The following is an 18144-nucleotide window of genomic DNA, read 5'->3' as shown; positions in this document are numbered from 1 at the left end:
TCTTTGTTTAATTGAGTTGTAGAGTCGCTTTAACCACTTCAAAGTTTTGGCGCTTAAGGGTAAAACCAGCTTTTTCTGAAACCCGCTGCATCCCTTTATTTTCTGAGAGAATGTCGGCGGTAATGGCAGTCAGCCCTTCATTGCGACCAATTTCCACCAGACGCCGGAGCAATTCGGTACCGAGTCCTTGGCGTTGGATCGGGTCGCTGACAATCATCGCAAATTCTCCCTCCGTGGTGCCGTGGAGTTGACTCAAACGGGCCACAGCATAGACTTCTTTTTCTTGTGTATCAGGGTCGGTGTATTCAGCAACCAGCGCCATTTCCCGGTCGTAATCAATGAAACAAAGCCGCGTTAACCGTTCGTGGGCGATGCGACTTTGCAGGGTGACGAGGTGAAAATAACGGAAATAAACGCTTTGTTCAGATAGAGTTTGGTGAAATTTAACCAGCATCGGTTCATCTTCGGGGCGGATCGGGCGAATCATAAACTCCCGTCCATCGGCGCTTGTCCAGGGTTTTTCGTATTGCAAGGGGTAGGGGCGAATGGCGGGTTTGGGTAAATCTTTTTCGGCTAAGTCGAGGGGATGCAACACAATCCGTGCGTCAAGGGCAACAAGGCGATCGCCGGAGGCAAAGAGGGGATTAATATCCATTTCTTTGATCCAAGGTTGCTCGACGATTAAACGGCTAAAACGGATTAAAATTTGCTCTAGTTCGTCTAAATTGACGGCTTTTCGACCCCTTACTCCCTTGAGGGCTTTATAAATTTTGGTTTGCTCCATCGTGCGGCGGGCGAGGGTACTATTGAGCGGCGGTAGGGCGATCGCCCGGTCTTGAAATACTTCCACGAGTTGTCCCCCCGTGCCAAAGACCATCACTGGCCCAAACTGCCCATCGATACTGCTGCCGAGGATTAGCTCATAACCGTCCTTGAGGTTGAGCATCGGTTGCACTGTCACCCCGTGGAAATGCTCTGCACCGACTTTTTCGGTGACGCTCTGGCAAATCCGCTCAAAGGCACGCTCGACACTCGCCGCACTGTTTAAATTGAGTTCCACGCCCCCCACATCGGTTTTATGGGTGATCGTGGTGGACAGTAATTTTAAAACCACCGGATAGCCAATTTCATCGGCAAGGGCGATCGCCATTTCTGGGGTGCTGGCATTGCCCGTCGCGACAATGGGAATGCCGTAGGCGGCTAACACTTTCTTCGACTCGGATTCCGTGAGGAGTGTCCGACCTTCGGCGCGAATCGAATCAAGGATCACTTTGACATTATGGCGATCAATAATCCCATCGGTGTCGGGGGCGAGGGTCGGTGTTTCGTAGATGCCTTCGAGGGTGTATTTATAGCGCCACAGTAATTGGAATAAATAGGCGGCGGAATCGGGATAACGGTAGGTGGGCACTTGGGAGCGATTTAAAAACAGTTCCCCCTCGGTCACTTCGTTGCCCCCCATCCAACTGGCAAGGACGGGTTTATCGGTTTTTTCGACACATTTTTGGAGGGCGATCGCCGTGGCGGTGGGGTCGGTCATCGCTTGGGGGGTCAGGATCACCAAAAATCCGGCACTGTTCGGGTCAGCGATCGCCACATCAAGGGTTTTGGCATAGCGTTCTGGTTCCGCATCTCCCAAAATATCAATCGGATTACTGTGGCTCCAGTGGCTCGGCAAAAATTCATCCAAGGCGGCGATCGTTTCCGGAGCCAGTTCCGACAGTTCTCCGCCCCGTTGAATAATTGCATCCGTCGCTAAAACCCCAGGCCCCCCCGCATTAGTGATAATTGTTAACTTTGGTTGCTTCGGCAAACGGGGTTGTTTCGCCAGAATTTCCGCCAAATTAAACAATTCCGAAATGCGATCCACCCGCAACACCCCACAGCGTCGAAAAGCCGCATCCAGTACCGCATCACTCCCCGCCAAGGAACCCGTATGGGAAGCCGAAGCCTTTGCTGCCGCCTCCGTCCGTCCCGCCTTAATCACAATAATCGGTTTCGTAATGGCCACCTCCCGTGCCGCCGAAAGGAACGACCGGGCATTGCCCACCGACTCCATATAAATCACAATGCTTTTGGTGTTCGGGTCATCGCCGAGGTAGGTGATCAAATCACCCCAGTTCACGTCCAGCATCGACCCCAGCGAGATAAAGGCACTAAAGCCCACATTCTCCGGAAAACTCCAGTCCAACACCGCCGTACAAAACGCCCCACTCTGGCTGATAAACCCCACATGACCCGGTTGCGCCATCGCGTGGGCAAAGGTGGCATTTAACCCACTATGGGGATTCATTAACCCCAAACAGTTCGGCCCAATAATCCGCAACTTCCCAGCGGCGATCGCCATAATTTCTTGTTCCAGCGCCTTCCCTGCCTCACCAATTTCCTTAAAGCCCGCCGAGATAATAATTGCGGCTTTTACCCCCACATCAACACATTCTTGAACCACTTGGGGCACAAACTGCGCTGGAATTGCAATCACTACTAACTCCACCGTTTCGGGGACTGCGGAAATATTGTCGTAGGCTTTAATCCCCAACACACTATTGCGCTTCGGGTTCACCGGATAGACCGTCCCGCCAAAGGGATGACTAATCAAATTCCAGAGCAACGTCCGCCCCACGCTACCCTCTTTGTCCGTGGCACCAATGACAGCAACAGATTTGGGATTAAAAAAATAACTGAGGGGTTGTTTTTCCGAGCGAAGAATATCGTATGCTGGATCAATCGTGATCGTCAGGGGAGAGCTTGCCATGGGAACTCGCTAAACTGCTGTTGCCGCTATGCTACTGTGAACCATCCAAATTTTTACGATTTTTTTACAGAATATTTCTCCGGGAAAATTGAGCAATAAAAAACCCCACCGACTGGCAGGGTAATTCTAAAATTTTATGTTCTCAGTATTCAGCTTTTAAAGATTGAGGCTGAATATGGCCTAGCGGATATATTCTTTCAGGATGCTGTTGCGGTTCGGGTGACGCAGTTTACGCAGCGCTTTTGCTTCGATCTGGCGAATCCGTTCACGGGTTACGTTAAAAATTTGGCCGATTTCTTCGAGGGTTTTCATGCGGCCATCATCGAGGCCATAACGAAGACGGAGAACATCACGCTCACGGGCACTGAGGGTATCAAGCACGTTTTCTAGATCTTCCCGCAGCAAGCTCTTGGAGACTTGATCTTCTGGAGTTTCCCCATCGGCTTCGATAAAGTCACCCAAGCGAGAATCTTCTTCTTTACCAATCGGTGTTTCGAGGGAGATCGGTAACTGGGCAGACTTGGCGATGAAGCGCAGTTTCTCGATGGTCATTTCCATGCGCTCAGCAATCTCTTCCTCGGTGGGTTTGCGGCCTAATTCTTGAGAAAGAATCTTGGTGGTTTTTTTGATGCGGGAAATGGTTTCGTAGAGGTGAACAGGCAGACGAATGGTACGGGATTGATCGGCGATCGCCCGCGTAATAGCCTGACGAATCCACCAGGTCGCGTAGGTAGAGAACTTATAACCTTTTTCGTGGTCAAACTTTTCGGCGGCACGGATCAGACCCAAAGAACCCTCTTGGATCAAGTCCTGAAACGAAAGGCCGCGGTTCATATATTTTTTCGCAATGGAGACCACCAGACGGAGGTTTGATTGCACCATTTTGTCTTTGGCACGGCGACCATGGAACAAGCGACGCCGAAAATCTTTGAGGGGCATCCCAGCGGCTTCGGCCCACTCTTTGTCCGTAGGAACGCGAGACTCATGCTCGGTGAGTTGTTCCCGCATCCGCTCTAGTTCGAGCAAATCAGCAATTTTCCGGGCCAGTTCAATTTCTTCTTCAGCCCGCAGCAGACGAATCCGGCCAATTTCTTGGAGGTAAATCCGAATCGAGTCTTCAGTGTAGGGTTTTTTCTTGGTGGCAGTTTCCTTACGACGACTGGTTTTTGCTTTTCGACTTTTTTTCGTGGGGAGGGTAAGTTCTACATAGTCGGTACCTTCTTTAATTTGCGCTTCCGCAAGGGCACTGTAATCAATATCACCCTCATTCCGAGTCTGATCCAGTACGGGGTTCGTCGCTTGGGTCATGCCTATTTCCTCTTGTTCGTTTAAAAAAGCAACTAAATGGACATTCAATGGAGACTTCTAGCAAACAGAATGATTCTGTCGAAGTCGAGGTTTTCCCTACCAAAGGCTATGTTTGATAGAAAAAAACTGTGGGTTTTGATTGTACTAGTAGATGGGAACTTTCCTGCTACCTTTTGGGGGTTTTATTCCGTCTCTAAAACTAGTCAAAATCTGTAATGAGCTTCTCCGACGAGATAGCTTGGAGCAAATCCTTAGCCATTTTAGTGAATTTGTCTTTTATTGCCCACATGGTTATAGCAAAATCTGTAAACTTCGCCCACCCATAGGTTTTTGTTAAGTACAAATATTCTAGTGCCCAAGTAAAGCGACTGATGGATGGCGATCGCCTCTAGCATCGCCAGTCGCAAAAACTACTCCAGGTGGGATGCAACCTTTGTCAAGGGCTATCCAGAAACTTGATGCTAATAGGTTAACTGATCTTTTCTGAAAATGTTCACCATGGGCAAAATTTTCTGCGCTAAAGGTTTTCAAACCGAGACATCTGTGCTTTGGTAATGCGATCGCCGCAAGATTTCTATGCCAATGATTCACAGCCTCCAGCATTTTTGATCATCCACTCAAGAAAGGTATGCCGCAAAGCCCGTCTCGAAGCGATCGCCCCATGTTGGTGGGGAAAGATTCTGCTATGGTATTAAACCAGTTTAACCATCAAAACTTCTGGTTGACGGTTTTCCCAGATCCCTATTTCTAAAAACATCTCAGGCCATATGAAATCCTATCTCGCGGCAGCGATCCAAATGACCAGTAAGCCCGACTTAGACCACAACTTGGGCGAAGCAGAAGACTTGATTCAATTGGCTGTCAACCAGGGGGCGAAACTTGTGACGCTGCCGGAAAATTTTTCTTTCCTCGGCGAAGAAGCCGCTAAGCTTGCCCAAGCCGATGTCATTGCCCAAAAAAGCGAAAAATTTCTCAAGACTATGGCCCAGAGATTTCAAATCACCCTCCTCGGTGGTGGTTTTCCGGTGCCTGGCGGTGACAATAAAGTCTTTAACACGGCTCTGTTGATTTCCCCTGATGGCCAAGAATTGGCCCGCTATCACAAGGTGCATTTATTTGATGTGAATTTGCCCGACGGAAATACCTACAAAGAATCAAGCACAGTCCAGGCGGGCGATGCGCTCCCCCAAATCTTTGCTTCGCCGGAGTTGGGCAAAATTGGTTTATCCGTTTGTTATGATGTGCGCTTTCCGGAGCTATATCGTTCGTTATCAAAGCAAGGAGCCGATATTCTTTGCATTCCCGCCGCATTTACAGCCTATACCGGCAAAGATCACTGGCAAACCTTGATTCAAGCCAGAGCCATTGAAAATACCTGTTATGTAATCGCGCCAGCACAAACAGGAAATCACTACGGCATGCGTTATTCCCACGGCCACGCGATGATCGTCGATCCTTGGGGAACTGTGCTGAATGATGCGGGTGTTCACCCAGGGGTAGCGATCGCCGAAATTAATCCCAATCGCTTAGCCCAAGTGCGCCGTCAAATGCCCTCCCTCGAACACCGGGTTTTCGGTTAGGCTGCAACCAAGACAGCGGTGGGCTTTGGTAAAGTTTCTCCTGCCGCTTCGTAGTCTTCAATTAAGCTTTCTAGGCATTCAACACCATTTTGAACAGCTTCTTGATAACTCTCACCATGGGTACGCCAGGTTTGACCAATAAAATCCGGAAAGCCAACCAGATAACAACTATCAGGGTCACTCCACTGAATTACCATTTGATATTTGAGTTTATCCATCGTCTTTTGCCTCGTTAACCTGTTGAATGGCATCTAGAATAGTTTGTTCCTGATAGGGCTTTGCGTCTGTTCCATCTTTTCCGGCTAAGGTGATCCTGCCTGCATATTTTGGATGTGTCCAGTTGGTATGACTTCCTTTGCCAGGTCGCATCGTAAATCCAGCCCGACGCAAGAGTTTTTTTAACTCACGAATCTTTTTAGGCATCCTTCACTGCTTATATTTTAGGTGTCAGCATGATTAATTGTCTGGCCTGGAGCGATCGCCCTAGATCTAACCCGACTCCCAGAGCTTGGGAAATTTCACCAATCGTTTTTGTGCCGTCGCAAGCCTGCATAAACTGAAACTCAGTGTCGTTGAGGCTAACGAGTTGGTAGTCATAGTCAAAGAGAGACTGGCTAGGCCAGCCATTCAAACAAGGATGAACCTCTGCTGTTGCTTCGGTAAGAGTTTGATCGTCAGACCAATCCATTTTTGCCAGGGGCGGTTTGCAGAGGAAAAATTCATAGTGGCTAATGGTGGTATCCAACAATTCGATTAAACGATAACGGGAACGCTCATCTAAGTTTTTTGCCCGCTCGATTAACTCTGGTTCCTTGCCCACGAGTCGCTCTAGCTCCCAAAACTGGGGATTAGAAAAGCCGACGAATTCTAAGCCTGACGCATCAATGAGTTCAAATAAAGTCTTGATGTTGTAGTCCACTTCCTGGGGATGAACATACATATCTGCAAAGGATGCATCCCGGTGATTTTCTAAAGACCAGCGTTCTTTGTCGTACTGAACAAGGCGACTATTTTCTGGTAGGTTTGCGAAAATTTGGCGGCCTACTTTAACTCCGTCAATATAGTCGCCGCGCTTATCGGCCTGCAAAATGGCGATCGCCTCTTGCATCAGTTGAATTTCCCAACGGCCCAACTCCGCATAGACAAAAATATGGAAAATGCCGCCGGGGGCTAGTTTTTGCGCGAGGGCTTGAATTCCCTGAATTGGGTCGGGCATATGGTGCAAGACGCCGACGCAATTGATTAGATCAAATTCCCCTTCTAGTTCCGTTGCCTGCTCAATAGGTAAACGCTTAAAGGTGACTGGTGCGGTGTGGTGATCGCGTACCCCAGACTGTTGACAGCGTTTTTCGGCGACTTCTAAGGCCCCTTCACTGAGGTCAATGCCGACAATTTCAGCGGCTGGGTTTAAATGAATTAAATATTCCGTACCGACTCCCGTGCCGCAACCAGCATCGAGGATGCGAATTTTATCTGTGCTCGGTTTACGTCCAGTGCAAAAGTTGTAAGCGGCCTGCCAATGCCAACGCCAGTTATACCCTGGGGGTGGTTCATCCAACAGCGGCTCCGGCGGAAAAGGATAGGTATTGTAGAGATTTCGGACGGCTTGTTGGCGATCGCTAGGGTGAGTCATAGGGGGAAGGTCGCAAATAGATTAACTGGCTTGAAAACAGTACAGGTCACATTGTGCAACCTTGATCCCCAGTTTTTCTGAATTTTTGACATACTTCTTAATAAATTTCGTGTCCGGGCCGGAAACGTTCTACCCTAAAGTCTAGCTAACTGATAAACATCTCATTTAATAAAGCATTTGGGAGAAGCGATCGCCAAAGGGAACCCGAAAACTCTTGCTGACTTTCTCCCCAATTTCGCTATAAATTGAACATTTTTGATTGGAGATAGTTGAAAATCCATGACGATTAAGGCCAGCGGTGGAAGCTCTTTAGCTCGCCCCCAGTTATATCAAACCGTTCCCCTCTCCAACATTTCCCAGGCAGAGCAACAGGATCGCTACCTGGAATCTGGAGAACTAACGGCACTGAAAACGTTTTATGACTCTGGACTCAAGCGTTTGGCGATCGCCCAAGCGATTAAACTGAGTTCCCAGCTCATCGTCTCCCGTGCCGCGAACCGGATTTTTGCCGGTGGATCCCCCCTTGCTTACCTCGACCAACCGGAAACTGATACCGATGACAGCGATCTCGGCGTTTCCATGGCCGTCGGGGATGCCAGTGGCGCCACAGGGATCTTTGGTGGTGTCAAAAATTTGTTTCTCGGTTCTGGTGGCGGTAAGATTCCCGCTGGTTTCCGGCCAATCAGTGTTTCCCGTTACGGCCCCCGCAACATGACCAAGTCCCTGCGGGATATGGCTTGGTTCCTCCGCTACACTACCTATGCCATTGTGGCCGGTGATCCGAGTATCCTCGTGGTCAACACCCGTGGTCTAAAAGAAGTCATCGAGAATGCTTGCTCCATTCCGGCGACCATCGTGGCGATCCAGGAAATGAAAGCGGCTTCTTTGGATCTGTTCCGGGGCGATCGCGAAGCCCAAGAAACCGTGGTTCAGTATTTCGACGTGTTAATCACCGAAATGCAGACCCAAGTGCCCAACGATAAATTGCGCCAACGGCCTTCCATCGATGCCCAGGGTTTACAACTACCCCAGAGCTACTTCAACGCCGCCGAAAAGCGTCAGAAGTTCGTGATGAAGCCTGGCTTGTCTGCCCTAGAGAAAAACGCAGTCGTCAAAGCCGCCTATCGCCAAATCTTTGAACGAGACATTACACGGGCCTACAGCCAATCCATTTCTTACCTCGAATCCCAGGTGAAAAATGGCGACATTTCCATGAAGGAATTTGTCCGTCGCTTGGCTAAGTCTCCCCTTTATCGGAAGCAATTTTTCGAGCCCTTTATCAACAGCCGAGCCCTAGAACTTGCTTTCCGTCACATCCTCGGCCGTGGCCCCTCTTCCCGGGAAGAAGTCCAAGAATACTTTGCCATTGTCTCTAGCGGTGGTTTAGCGGCCCTGGTCGATGCTTTGGTGGACTCCCAAGAATATGCTGATTACTTCGGGGAAGAAACCGTGCCTTACCTCCGTGGTTTAGGCCAAGAAGCCCAAGAATGTCGTAACTGGGGCATGCAACAGGATCTGTTTAAATACAGCGCACCTTTCCGCAAAGTCCCTCAATTTATTACGACCTTCGCCAGCTACAATCAGCCTCTACCGGATCAGCATGTATATGGCTCTGGTAACGATGCCTTAGAAATTCAATTTGGGGCAATCTTCCCGAAAGCAACCCGGAGTCCCAGCGCCAGTCCTGCTCCCTTTAATAAAGACACCCGGCGGATTCTGATCCACCGTGGCCCTGGCATTAACAACCAACTGGGCAACCCCCGCGCCCGCGCCACGCAGCCTGGTAGCCTTGGGGCAAAGGTCTTCCGCCTCAATAACGAACTACCAGCAGGTAAGACTACCAACGTCAGCTTCTCAGAAAGTGCAACCCAAAAGGTCATTGAAGCAGCTTACCGTCAGGTCTTCGGTCGGATGGTCTATGCTGGCCAACGTCAGAAAGTAGCAGAGATCAAGCTCGAAAATGGTGAAATTACCCTGCGGGAATTTATCCGGGCCTTGGCGAAATCCGATGTTTTCCGGAATACTTACTGGTCTTCTTTGTACGTCACCAAAGCAGTAGAGTACATTCACCGTCGTCTGTTGGGTCGTCCCACCTATGGTCGCCAAGAAATCAACAGCTACTTTGATACCTGTGCGAAAAAAGGTTTCTACGCTCTAGTAGATGCGATTATTGACAGCAAAGAATACGAAGAAGCTTTCGGCGAAGATACAGTTCCCTACGAACGCTATCTGACTCCCGGTGGTTATTCGCTGCGTCAGACTCGCCCCGGTGCGCTCCGTGAAGATGTGGGGGCTAAGGTTCAGGTTGAGAAGACAGCTCGCTTTATTGAGTTGGGCACTTCTAGCACGAAGAATCTACCAGTGACGGATGTGGATGCTCGCCTCAAGCAAGGGGTTAACGTTCAACGTCAGCAGACGAAGGCCTTTAAACTCACGGATACCTTCAACAAGGTCGAACTGAAAACGGCGATCGCCGCGGCTTACCGTCAGATCTTTGAGCGGGACATCGAGCCCTATGTTGTCGATGCGCAATTTACTGCCCTCGAAAGTAAGCTGGGCAACCGCGAGATCAACATGAAGGAATTCATCGAAGGTCTGGGTTGTTCTGAGCTGTACCAGAAGGAATTCTATACTCCCTACCCCAACACGAAGGTGATTGAAATGGGAACGAAGCACTTCCTTGGTCGGGCTCCCTTAGATCAGCAGGAAATCCGTAAGTATAACCAAATCCTTGCTTCCCAAGGTCTGAAAGCCTTTATCGGCGCGATGGTTAACAGCATGGAGTACCTCGATAACTTCGGTGAGGATACGGTACCCTTCCGTCGCTTCCCGACTTTACCGGCGGCAAACTTCCCCAATACGGAACGACTCTACAACCAACTCACGAAGCAAAATCGTGATCTTGTGGTACCGAGCTTTGAGCCTGCGGTAAAACGCTAAAACACGAAAATTCGGTTAAGACCATAAAAACTGCCCCCCTTTCAAAATTAAGAGAGGAGGGCAATTTTTTAATTGATTTTCCAGAGGATTATTTTGGGGAACTGACGGTTGTTGATGCTACTGGGAAATTTGTAAAACGTAGGGAGCGCGACCTGCATTACCAGCCTGTTCAAAGTTGCCGATAAAGATTTGGTAGCGGCCTGGATTCCAAACACCACCAATTTCGGCAGGAATCCCGCTAAAAGGATCGGCGATCGCACAGAAGGGATCTGCACTGGGATCATCGGCATTTTTTATCAGAAGCGTAAAGGGTCTGGAAACGCCACCGTTAGGATCGACAACGCTGAGATTGAGAGACATCAGGCCATTGCCATTAATGCGAAAGGTGTGGTTGGGGCGATTGGCAATCCAGCCACAAAAGTTACTATTGGTTGGCCCCCCAGCCTGGCCGGTGATTGTCCCGTTAAAGACTTCATTGGAGGTAATGGCTCCGTTAGCGGCGATCGTAAAGGTTTCCGGGCCGGCGATCGCCCCTTGAATACCACCAAGACCAGCGGCAATGGTCAGGAGCGTTGTTGCCCCAATAATGGTCGGTGCATAAAATTTTGTCATGGCTGTCCCCCTCCCCAGTTGGGTTATACCGTCAGAGGCTCCCTTGATCAAGTGAGCATCTAGGCTCTATGAAAGAAAAGATTCCAGGAAAGTTCCATTACTGCTGTTTTGTGAAGGCTTGTTAAGCAAAAAGGCCCTAAAACAACGATGGCGATCGCCACCTTTAAGATCGATACCAAGCAAAAATAAACCATGGTTGAACATGGGAAGATTCGCAATTTGCCAATCGAGCGGTACCATTTTAAAGGGTTTGAGCGAAATTTCCCGTCACCTTATAATAAACAATTTGATCACCCTCCCCCAAAAGGAGCTGATTAGTAAGCATCTAAGGAGAAAGTCCATGAGTCGCGTGTATGTCTTGCTGTTTAATGCCCGGACAGAAAATGAAGGGATTCACACACTCCAAACTGGCGATCGCAACAAGATTTTAATGTTTGAAGATGAAGATGACGCCACCCGGTTTGGGCTAATGTTGGAAGCCCAGGATTTCCCGCCCGTCTCCATCGAAGCCATGGATGAAGAAGACATTATCGAGTTTTGTCGGGATGCAGATTATGATTGGCAACACGTTGCCGCTGGCGAATTGGCCACGCCCCCCGAAGCGAATGTGACAGATTTAGCTTGGGATCCAGAGGGAAAGCAACAGCCAGCAGAGCAAACCACAGCGTCAGAAAATGATTTGTCGGATACAGAATTAGACCGCATTCGACGTCAATTAGAAGGGCTTTTGTAGTGTATTCGGAATGGATTAGATCGATAGCATCTTAATGCCCAGGGCGATCAAAACTCCGCCGCCAAAAAACTCGACCTTTTCGCCTAAATGTCCGGAAATGAGTTTGGCACAAAATAGACCCCCATAGGTGGCACAAAAAGCAGCCAAGCCAATGCTGAGGGAGTAGGGCACAAGCGGTTTACCAATGAGGCCGAGGGAAACGCCCACCCCCAAAGAATCGATGCTGGTGATACTAGAAATAAACAAAATTTTCCACAGGCTATGGATTTTGACGGATTCACCATCGTCATCGCCTGGCTTGGCTCGCATTTCTTGGTAAGCGTTGTAGCACATATGTCCACCCACCAAAACCAATAGGGCAAAGGCCACCCAATGATCGTAGGCCATAATTATAGTCTGGGCAAAGCGTCCCAAAATGAAGCCGATGGCGATCGCCACCCCTTCAGAAAATCCCGAACTGAGCGCAAAAAATAAAGCCCGTTTTCCAGAAAAGTGACGAATACCAAGGGCTAAGGCGGCGGAAAAAGAGTCAATACTGAGGACAAGGGCGAAAATAATAATGTCTAATTCAAAACCCATAAATGCCGTGGCGATCGCCAACTCGAAAGGAATGCATTTATTACTATAAACGAAAAATCGTGGGTCGATTTATCATAGTTTTTTCATTGTTTCCGAGTTCCACAAAATTATTTAAAAAATTCTTCCAAAAAAAGTAATTGCCTACAAATAAATCCTAATCCTCGTGAGACTGAGCGAAATAATAATCTGCTTTTTACTTGGAAAATGACGACTCTAGACTTATAAAAATCGGGTCTAAATAATCATTATATTGAGAGCATTTTAAGGCCCATAGCAATCAGAATACCACCGCCAAAAAACTCTACCTTTTCCTTTAATTGACTAGAGATTAATTGTGCGCAAAATAAGCCCACATAAGTAGCAAAAAAGGCTGATACTCCGATCCCCAGGGAATAGGGAATTAAGGGTTTGCCCATTAAACCAAGGGAAATACCAACCCCCAAAGAATCAACACTGGAAATGCTAGAGACCAAAAGAATTTTCCAAAGGCCATGAATTTTTCTGGATTCATCATCATCGCCTGGGAGTTTTTGCATTTCTCGGTAGGCGTTGTAGCACATGTGAACACCGATAAGGATCAAGAGAATAAAAGCAATTCCTTGATCATAGAAGGTGATGTATTGGGCGAAATTACCCAGGAGAAAACCGAGGGAAATAGCGCCGCCACCGGAAAAACCTGAACTGAGCGCAAAAAATAAGGCCCGCTTGCGGGAAAAATGGCGTGCTCCTAGTGCAAGGGCGACGGAAAAACAGTCAATACTCAGCACTAGGGCAAAGAGAAGAATATCTAAGTCAAAGTCCATGAAATCCCCTATGGGTACTCCCTTAAAAAGATTATGGCGATCGCCATCAACAAAAAAACAAAAAAATTAAATTATTTGATTCTTATTTCCTACGAGTCTTAAACCTTAAAAAGCGGCTTTTAAATTCTCAGACAGATAATCTGCTGTGGCTTCAACTAAGGCGATCGCATTTTCATAGAACATCCGCGTCGGGCCAAGCACCGCAACACTGCCAACGGGCGTTTTTTCTTGGTAATAATATGTGGAAATAAGGGCGCAGGTTTTCATGGGTTCTAGGGGATTTTCGGTGCCGATGTGAATGAGCGTCGGGCGATCGCCTGGTAAACCACTAAAAACCACCGGGAGTAGCTGTTCTTGTTTCGCCTCTAGCAAGTGCAATAGGGTTTGTAACTGCTCAATTTGGGAAAACTCAGGTTGCCGCAGCACTTCCGAAATGCCCCGTACCAGAATTGGCGTCGCAATCGTATTGGGCACAATCTGAGCAATCTTACTCAAAATCGTCTCCAATAACAGCTGACAATGGTGAAAGTCTTCGTCTAAAGCCTGGGGATCAAGGCTGGCAATTTCTTGGAGCGATCGCCCCTGGAGATGGTGATTCAAAAAATTCGATAGAATCTCTAGCTCATCGGGGTCACAGTCCAGGATCAAGGACAACGATTGGGGTTGATAGCTATCCGTCACCACAATCATCATCACCTTCTGATCCCCTAGGGGGAGTAACTGTAGATAGCGTAGGCGAGCATGGTTTTGATGGGGCACCGTGATTAGAGCAATATAACCACTTAACGTCGCCAGGATTTGCGTTGCCCGCTGGAGGGTCGCTTCTAGTCCCCAATACTCTGCAGCGGTCTGTTCCTGTAACGTTTGGCTCGCTCGTTTGCGGGTCTGGGAATTGGGGGTGACGAGCTCGTCCACATAAAAGCGATAGCCGGAATCAGAGGGGACTCGTCCCGCCGAGATGTGGGGTTGATACAAGAAACCTGCCTTTTCCAACTTGCCCATCACATTACGAATGGTGGCAGAACTGACCTGAAAGTCATATTCCTCCACAAGGGTTTTGGAGCCTACGGGTTCCGCTGTGGAAATGTAATGGTTGACCGTTGCTCGAAAAATATTTTGGTGACGGGGATTAAGAATTTTCTGAGCAACCATACGCCGACAGTAGTGCTTTCAATAACTAAGAAATATAAAAAAATAGCAAAAAAACTTTGCTTAACTTAAGAAAGATTTAAGGTCTAAGTTTGGGTTAGTATAGCTCATTCTTCCCTAGTAGCGCGGTAGGCTTTGATCCACAGAGAGGGTGTAAAGGTGAATCCCACCTTCAATATTGATCACTTGGGTAAAACCTTGTTGTTGCAGCCAGTAACACATTTGTGCCGAACGCACACCATGGTGACAAAGCACATAGGTTTCTGCCTGGGGGTCAAAGTCCACAGCAATACGGGCAGCCCATTGTTCAAATTGACTCAGGGGTAAATTGGTAAAGCCTGGGAGAGCGACAATCTCTAGCTCATCGGGTTCACGCACATCAATGAGTTGCAAAGATTCGGTCATGGCGACGCGCTGGGCAAAAACCGTGGGACTGACGGCCTGGAGTTGTGGGTTAGAACTAGGGTTGGTCATGGTCAAGCTACTGATAAAAAATTAAGAGGTGAGCATTTTTAGCATTTTCTGGCTGCGTTTGGGAATGCCAAGGCTGAATTGCTAGGGGATCTTCACCTTAGGGGGGGCCAAAGTTAAGGAGTATTGCAGTTCCCCCGGAGAGTCGGTCAAGAAAATTTGGGAATGGTACAAGTAACGTTAGAGGCGTTAGATCTTCTGTCCCACTTTTTGAAGATGGTACAGGGTAAAGCATTCTGCTTGGCGATCGCCTTTATTCTGCGTTAACGATTTATAAATATTGCATTTTTTAAGAAACAGCCATTAATTTTTTTGAGTTTGTATGAACTTTGCAAATTTTCCGTGGTTATCCACGATTATTTTATTTCCCATTATTGCGGCATTATTTTTGCCCCTCATCCCCGACAAAGATGGGAAAACAGTGCGCTGGTATGCCTTGACCATTGGCTTAATTGACTTTGTGATCATCGTGACGGCCTTTTACACGGGCTACGATTTTGGCAACCCGAATCTGCAACTGGTAGAAAGCTACACCTGGGTCGAAGCAATCGATCTGCGGTGGTCAGTGGGGGCCGATGGCCTTTCCATGCCCTTGATTCTTCTCACGGGTTTTATCACAACTTTGGCGATCTTGGCAGCCTGGCCCGTAAGCTTTAAGCCAAAGCTATTTTATTTCCTGATGCTGCTGATGTATGGCGGTCAAATCGCTGTCTTCGCCGTGCAGGATATGCTGCTGTTTTTCTTTACCTGGGAATTAGAACTGGTTCCGGTTTATCTGATTCTGTCCATCTGGGGTGGCAAAAAACGGCTCTATGCCGCAACGAAATTCATCCTCTACACCGCTGGTGGTTCATTATTTATTCTGATTGCCGCCCTGACCATGGCCTTTTATGGGGATACGGTCACCTTTGATATGACGGCGATCGCCCAGAAAGACTTTGGCATTAACCTCCAACTGCTGCTTTATGGTGGCCTGCTTATCGCCTATGGGGTGAAGTTACCGATTTTTCCTCTGCATACCTGGCTCCCCGATGCCCATGGTGAAGCCACCGCCCCGGCCCACATGCTCCTCGCCGGAATTCTCCTAAAAATGGGCGGCTATGCCCTACTGCGGATGAATGCCGGGATGCTGCCCGATGCCCATGCCCTGTTTGGCCCGGTGCTTGTGATCCTCGGAGTCGTCAATATCGTTTATGCGGCCCTCACTTCCTTTGCCCAACGTAATCTCAAACGAAAAATCGCCTATTCCTCCATTTCCCACATGGGCTTTGTGCTAATTGGGATGGCTTCGTTTACCGATTTGGGGACGAGTGGTGCCATGTTGCAGATGATTTCCCATGGGCTCATTGGGGCGAGTCTCTTCTTTATGGTTGGTGCCACCTATGACCGTACCCACACCCTGATGCTCGATGAAATGGGTGGGGTCGGCAAAAAAATGAAGAAAATCTTTGCGATGTGGACAACCTGCTCGATGGCATCTTTGGCGCTGCCGGGGATGAGTGGTTTTGTTGCTGAATTAATGGTATTCGTCGGTTTTGCCACCAGTGATGCCTATAGCCCTACTTTCCGGGTGATCATTGTTTTCCTCGCGGCAGTGGGCGTCATTTTAACGCCAATCTACCTGCTTTCGATGTTGCGGGAAATCCTCTACGGCCCAGAAAACAAAGAGCTTGTGGCGCATGAAAAACTGATCGATGCCGAGCCTCGCGAAGTCTTTGTGATTGCGTGCTTGTTGATTCCGATTATTGGGATTGGTCTGTATCCGAAGGCCGTGACCCAGATCTATGCTTCTACGACGGAAAATCTAACGGCGATCCTGCGCCAATCGGTGCCGAGTCTTCAGCAAACGGCACAGGCACCTAGTTTAGATGTTGCGGTTCTGCGTGCCCCAGAGATTCGCTAATCGTTCAAACTTGAGTCCATAATTTTTGCAAGGCGGTGTGTTAATGGTCACCGTCTTTTTTATTAGCTGGAGTTCGGCGATCGCCTTTATCAAAGGACTTGATACACTAGAAATCATCAAGGATTTCACAAATATGAAAAGAAGCCAGGCATTTTTCGAGAGACGATTGGCAAAAAAATTAACAGAGTGAATTTAACTTAACTGAAGGCAACTGAAATGACTGTAGCTTTGAATATTGATGATGCTCTTTTGGAAGAAGCTCTCGCCCTCGGCAATCAAACACCGCCCGATGCCCTTGTTGAAATTGCCCTCAAAGAATATATTCAGCGGCGTAAGCGCCTCAAATTAATCGAGCTTTTTGGAACGATTGAATACGATCCCAACTATAACTACAAAACACAACGACGATAGAGATGCAAACGATCGTTGATACTTCAGTTTGGTCCCTGGCTTTACGTCGAAAAGAACCGCCTGAGCTGTTGCCTCAAGTTTCAGAACTACAACGACTGATTATCGCGGATGAAGTTGTTATGCTTGGGTTGATTCGTCAAGAAATCTTGTCTGGGATCCGCAATCTTGATCAATTTGCCCGTCTCAAAAGCTATCTTCAAGGATTTTTGGATTTAGAGCTAGATACCACTGACTATGAAACCGCTGCTGAGTTTTTTAACCAATGTCGGCGCAACGGTGTGCAAGGATCAAATACAGATTTTTTGATTTGTGCTGTTGCCCATCGCCGAAACTACAAAATTTTGACAGAAGACCGAGATTTTAAAAACTTTCAGGCCTATATTCCCATCAAACTCGCTTAATATTGGCGATCGCCCCTAGGATCAAAAAAAATTTGTATGGCAGCCTAACCACTCACAGAGAAGGTATCAGTTTCGCCGTACCAACCCGCTAAACTCTGGCCAGAAGCGACGGTGTAGGGAAGTGGGCAACCTTCTAGGGCTTCACGCTCCGTTAAGGGGGTTTCGTCGATGAGGCTATAGTCTGGCTTCACGTAGGCGTGTTTTGTTTCGTCGTAGGCTAACACTTCGCCATTTTCGATGTTGTAGATCCAGCCATAGATTTTCAGCTTGCCCTGGTGGAGCCGCGATCGCACTACGGGATAGGTTTTGAGATTATCAATCTGGACAAGAACATTTTCCGCAACGAGGGTTTCAACCAGTTCTTCCCCTTCGCAGTGGGGGTAAGTATCCCGGACGAGGCGACGGGTGGCTTCGGCGTGCTTGAGCCAGTCGTAAACCAAAGGCATATCGGCTTGGAGTTTATTTAATTTAAGCAGCCCTTTCATCGCACCACAGTGGGAATGGCCACAGACAATAATTTGCCGAATATCGAGGCCTTGGAGAGCATATTCTAGGGTGCCCCCTTCGCCACCATTGGCCGCACCATAGGGAGGAATAATATTTCCGGCATTGCGGATGACGAAGATTTCACCAATATCCGTTTGGGTAATCAGCGCCGGGTCAACACGGGAGTCGGAGCAACAAATGAACAGAACGCGGGGCTTTTGGCCGTGGGAAAGTTGTTCAAAAAGATCCTGGTGGCTCGCAACATAGCTTTGCTTAAATTTGTCCAGGCCGCGAATAAGTTTTTTCACTGTTCGATCGTCCGATGTCAAAACGAGGTGACTACTGAGGGATCATAGTAAACCAAAACAATCCATTTAGAT

General features: G+C 48.2%; 17 protein-coding genes. 6 read left to right on the top strand and 11 right to left on the bottom strand.

What is annotated here, in order from left to right; all coding sequences use genetic code 11:
• Positions 1-7: 7 nt before the first annotated feature.
• Both AWQ23_RS10095 and rpoD read right to left on the bottom strand, forming a co-directional pair.
• Positions 8-2755: a bifunctional acetate--CoA ligase family protein/GNAT family N-acetyltransferase gene (locus AWQ23_RS10095; protein WP_062435034.1), complete on the bottom strand. Its 2748-nt coding sequence runs from the start codon at positions 2753-2755 to the stop codon at positions 8-10.
• A 180-nt stretch (positions 2756-2935) separates the two neighbouring features.
• The gene (rpoD, locus tag AWQ23_RS10090; protein WP_012307623.1) at positions 2936-4063 is read right to left on the bottom strand and encodes an RNA polymerase sigma factor RpoD; all 1128 of its coding nucleotides are present in this window, start codon (positions 4061-4063) and stop codon (positions 2936-2938) included.
• A gap of 767 nt (positions 4064-4830) precedes the next feature.
• On the opposite strand from rpoD, the gene AWQ23_RS10085 reads away from it, so the two are divergent.
• Positions 4831-5643, top strand: a complete 813-nt coding sequence (locus AWQ23_RS10085; protein ID WP_062435031.1) for a carbon-nitrogen hydrolase family protein — start codon at positions 4831-4833, stop codon at positions 5641-5643.
• Here the strand turns inward: AWQ23_RS10085 and AWQ23_RS10080 are convergent.
• Genes AWQ23_RS10080 through AWQ23_RS10070 form a run of 3 tightly spaced genes read right to left on the bottom strand, consistent with a single transcriptional unit; the run spans position 5640 to position 7276 of the window.
• Positions 5640-5861, bottom strand: coding sequence for a type II toxin-antitoxin system HicB family antitoxin (locus tag AWQ23_RS10080; RefSeq protein ID WP_062435029.1), 222 nt, complete (start codon positions 5859-5861; stop codon positions 5640-5642). The two genes, AWQ23_RS10085 and AWQ23_RS10080, sit on opposite strands and share 4 nt — an antisense overlap.
• Positions 5854-6066 (bottom strand): type II toxin-antitoxin system HicA family toxin, encoded by a 213-nt coding sequence (locus AWQ23_RS10075; RefSeq protein ID WP_030007873.1) that lies wholly within the window; start codon positions 6064-6066, stop codon positions 5854-5856. Before AWQ23_RS10075 ends, AWQ23_RS10080 begins: the two co-directional genes overlap by 8 nt.
• A 10-nt stretch (positions 6067-6076) precedes the next feature.
• Positions 6077-7276 carry a class I SAM-dependent methyltransferase gene (locus tag AWQ23_RS10070; protein ID WP_062435027.1) on the bottom strand — a complete coding sequence of 400 codons (1200 nt, stop codon included), beginning with the start codon at positions 7274-7276 and terminating at the stop codon, positions 6077-6079.
• Positions 7277-7555: 279 nt separating this feature from the next.
• Between AWQ23_RS10070 and AWQ23_RS10065 the strand changes: the two genes are divergently transcribed.
• On the top strand, positions 7556-10216 hold the full coding sequence (locus tag AWQ23_RS10065) for a phycobilisome rod-core linker polypeptide (protein ID WP_062435024.1): 2661 nt from the start codon (positions 7556-7558) through the stop codon (positions 10214-10216).
• Positions 10217-10333: 117 nt separating this feature from the next.
• Here AWQ23_RS10065 and AWQ23_RS10060 read toward each other — a convergent pair whose 3' ends face one another.
• On the bottom strand, positions 10334-10828 hold the full coding sequence (locus AWQ23_RS10060) for a hypothetical protein (RefSeq protein ID WP_062435022.1): 495 nt from the start codon (positions 10826-10828) through the stop codon (positions 10334-10336).
• Between the two features lie 340 nt (positions 10829-11168).
• On the opposite strand from AWQ23_RS10060, the gene AWQ23_RS10055 reads away from it, so the two are divergent.
• Positions 11169-11561 carry a DUF3110 domain-containing protein gene (locus tag AWQ23_RS10055; RefSeq protein WP_012307615.1) on the top strand — a complete coding sequence of 131 codons (393 nt, stop codon included), beginning with the start codon at positions 11169-11171 and terminating at the stop codon, positions 11559-11561.
• A gap of 15 nt (positions 11562-11576) precedes the next feature.
• On the opposite strand, the gene AWQ23_RS10050 is transcribed toward AWQ23_RS10055, so the two are convergent.
• The 4 genes from AWQ23_RS10050 to AWQ23_RS10035 all read right to left on the bottom strand — a co-directional run bounded on the left by AWQ23_RS10050 (position 11577) and on the right by AWQ23_RS10035 (position 14497).
• A complete protein-coding gene (locus AWQ23_RS10050) occupies positions 11577-12161 on the bottom strand; it encodes a manganese efflux pump (protein WP_083500708.1) in 585 nt (194 codons plus the stop codon).
• Positions 12162-12385: 224 nt separating this feature from the next.
• Complete coding sequence (locus AWQ23_RS10045) at positions 12386-12943, bottom strand: manganese efflux pump (RefSeq protein WP_062435016.1); 558 nt, start codon at positions 12941-12943, stop codon at positions 12386-12388.
• A 105-nt stretch (positions 12944-13048) separates the two neighbouring features.
• Entirely contained in the window at positions 13049-14095 is a 1047-nt protein-coding gene (gene hrcA / locus AWQ23_RS10040) for a heat-inducible transcriptional repressor HrcA (protein ID WP_062435014.1), read from the bottom strand.
• A 114-nt stretch (positions 14096-14209) separates the two neighbouring features.
• The gene (locus tag AWQ23_RS10035; protein WP_397428319.1) at positions 14210-14497 is read right to left on the bottom strand and encodes a rhodanese-like domain-containing protein; all 288 of its coding nucleotides are present in this window, start codon (positions 14495-14497) and stop codon (positions 14210-14212) included.
• Positions 14498-14885: 388 nt separating this feature from the next.
• Between AWQ23_RS10035 and AWQ23_RS10030 the strand changes: the two genes are divergently transcribed.
• From AWQ23_RS10030 to AWQ23_RS10020, 3 genes are all read left to right on the top strand, one after another.
• Entirely contained in the window at positions 14886-16466 is a 1581-nt protein-coding gene (locus AWQ23_RS10030) for an NAD(P)H-quinone oxidoreductase subunit 4 (RefSeq protein ID WP_012307609.1), read from the top strand.
• Positions 16467-16682: 216 nt separating this feature from the next.
• On the top strand, positions 16683-16877 hold the full coding sequence (locus AWQ23_RS10025; RefSeq protein WP_012307608.1) for a type II toxin-antitoxin system VapB family antitoxin: 195 nt from the start codon (positions 16683-16685) through the stop codon (positions 16875-16877).
• Positions 16878-16879: 2 nt separating this feature from the next.
• Positions 16880-17278, top strand: coding sequence for a PIN domain-containing protein (locus tag AWQ23_RS10020; protein WP_062435008.1), 399 nt, complete (start codon positions 16880-16882; stop codon positions 17276-17278).
• Positions 17279-17322: 44 nt separating this feature from the next.
• Here AWQ23_RS10020 and AWQ23_RS10015 read toward each other — a convergent pair whose 3' ends face one another.
• Positions 17323-18072, bottom strand: coding sequence for a carbonic anhydrase (locus AWQ23_RS10015; protein WP_012307606.1), 750 nt, complete (start codon positions 18070-18072; stop codon positions 17323-17325).
• Positions 18073-18144: the final 72 nt, after the last annotated feature.

The organism is Picosynechococcus sp. PCC 73109 (assembly GCF_001521855.1).
Lineage (GTDB): Bacteria > Cyanobacteriota > Cyanobacteriia > Cyanobacteriales > MRBY01 > MRBY01.
The sequence above is the reverse complement of the archived record's forward strand: the minus strand, read 5'-3'. Positions and strand labels throughout refer to the sequence as shown.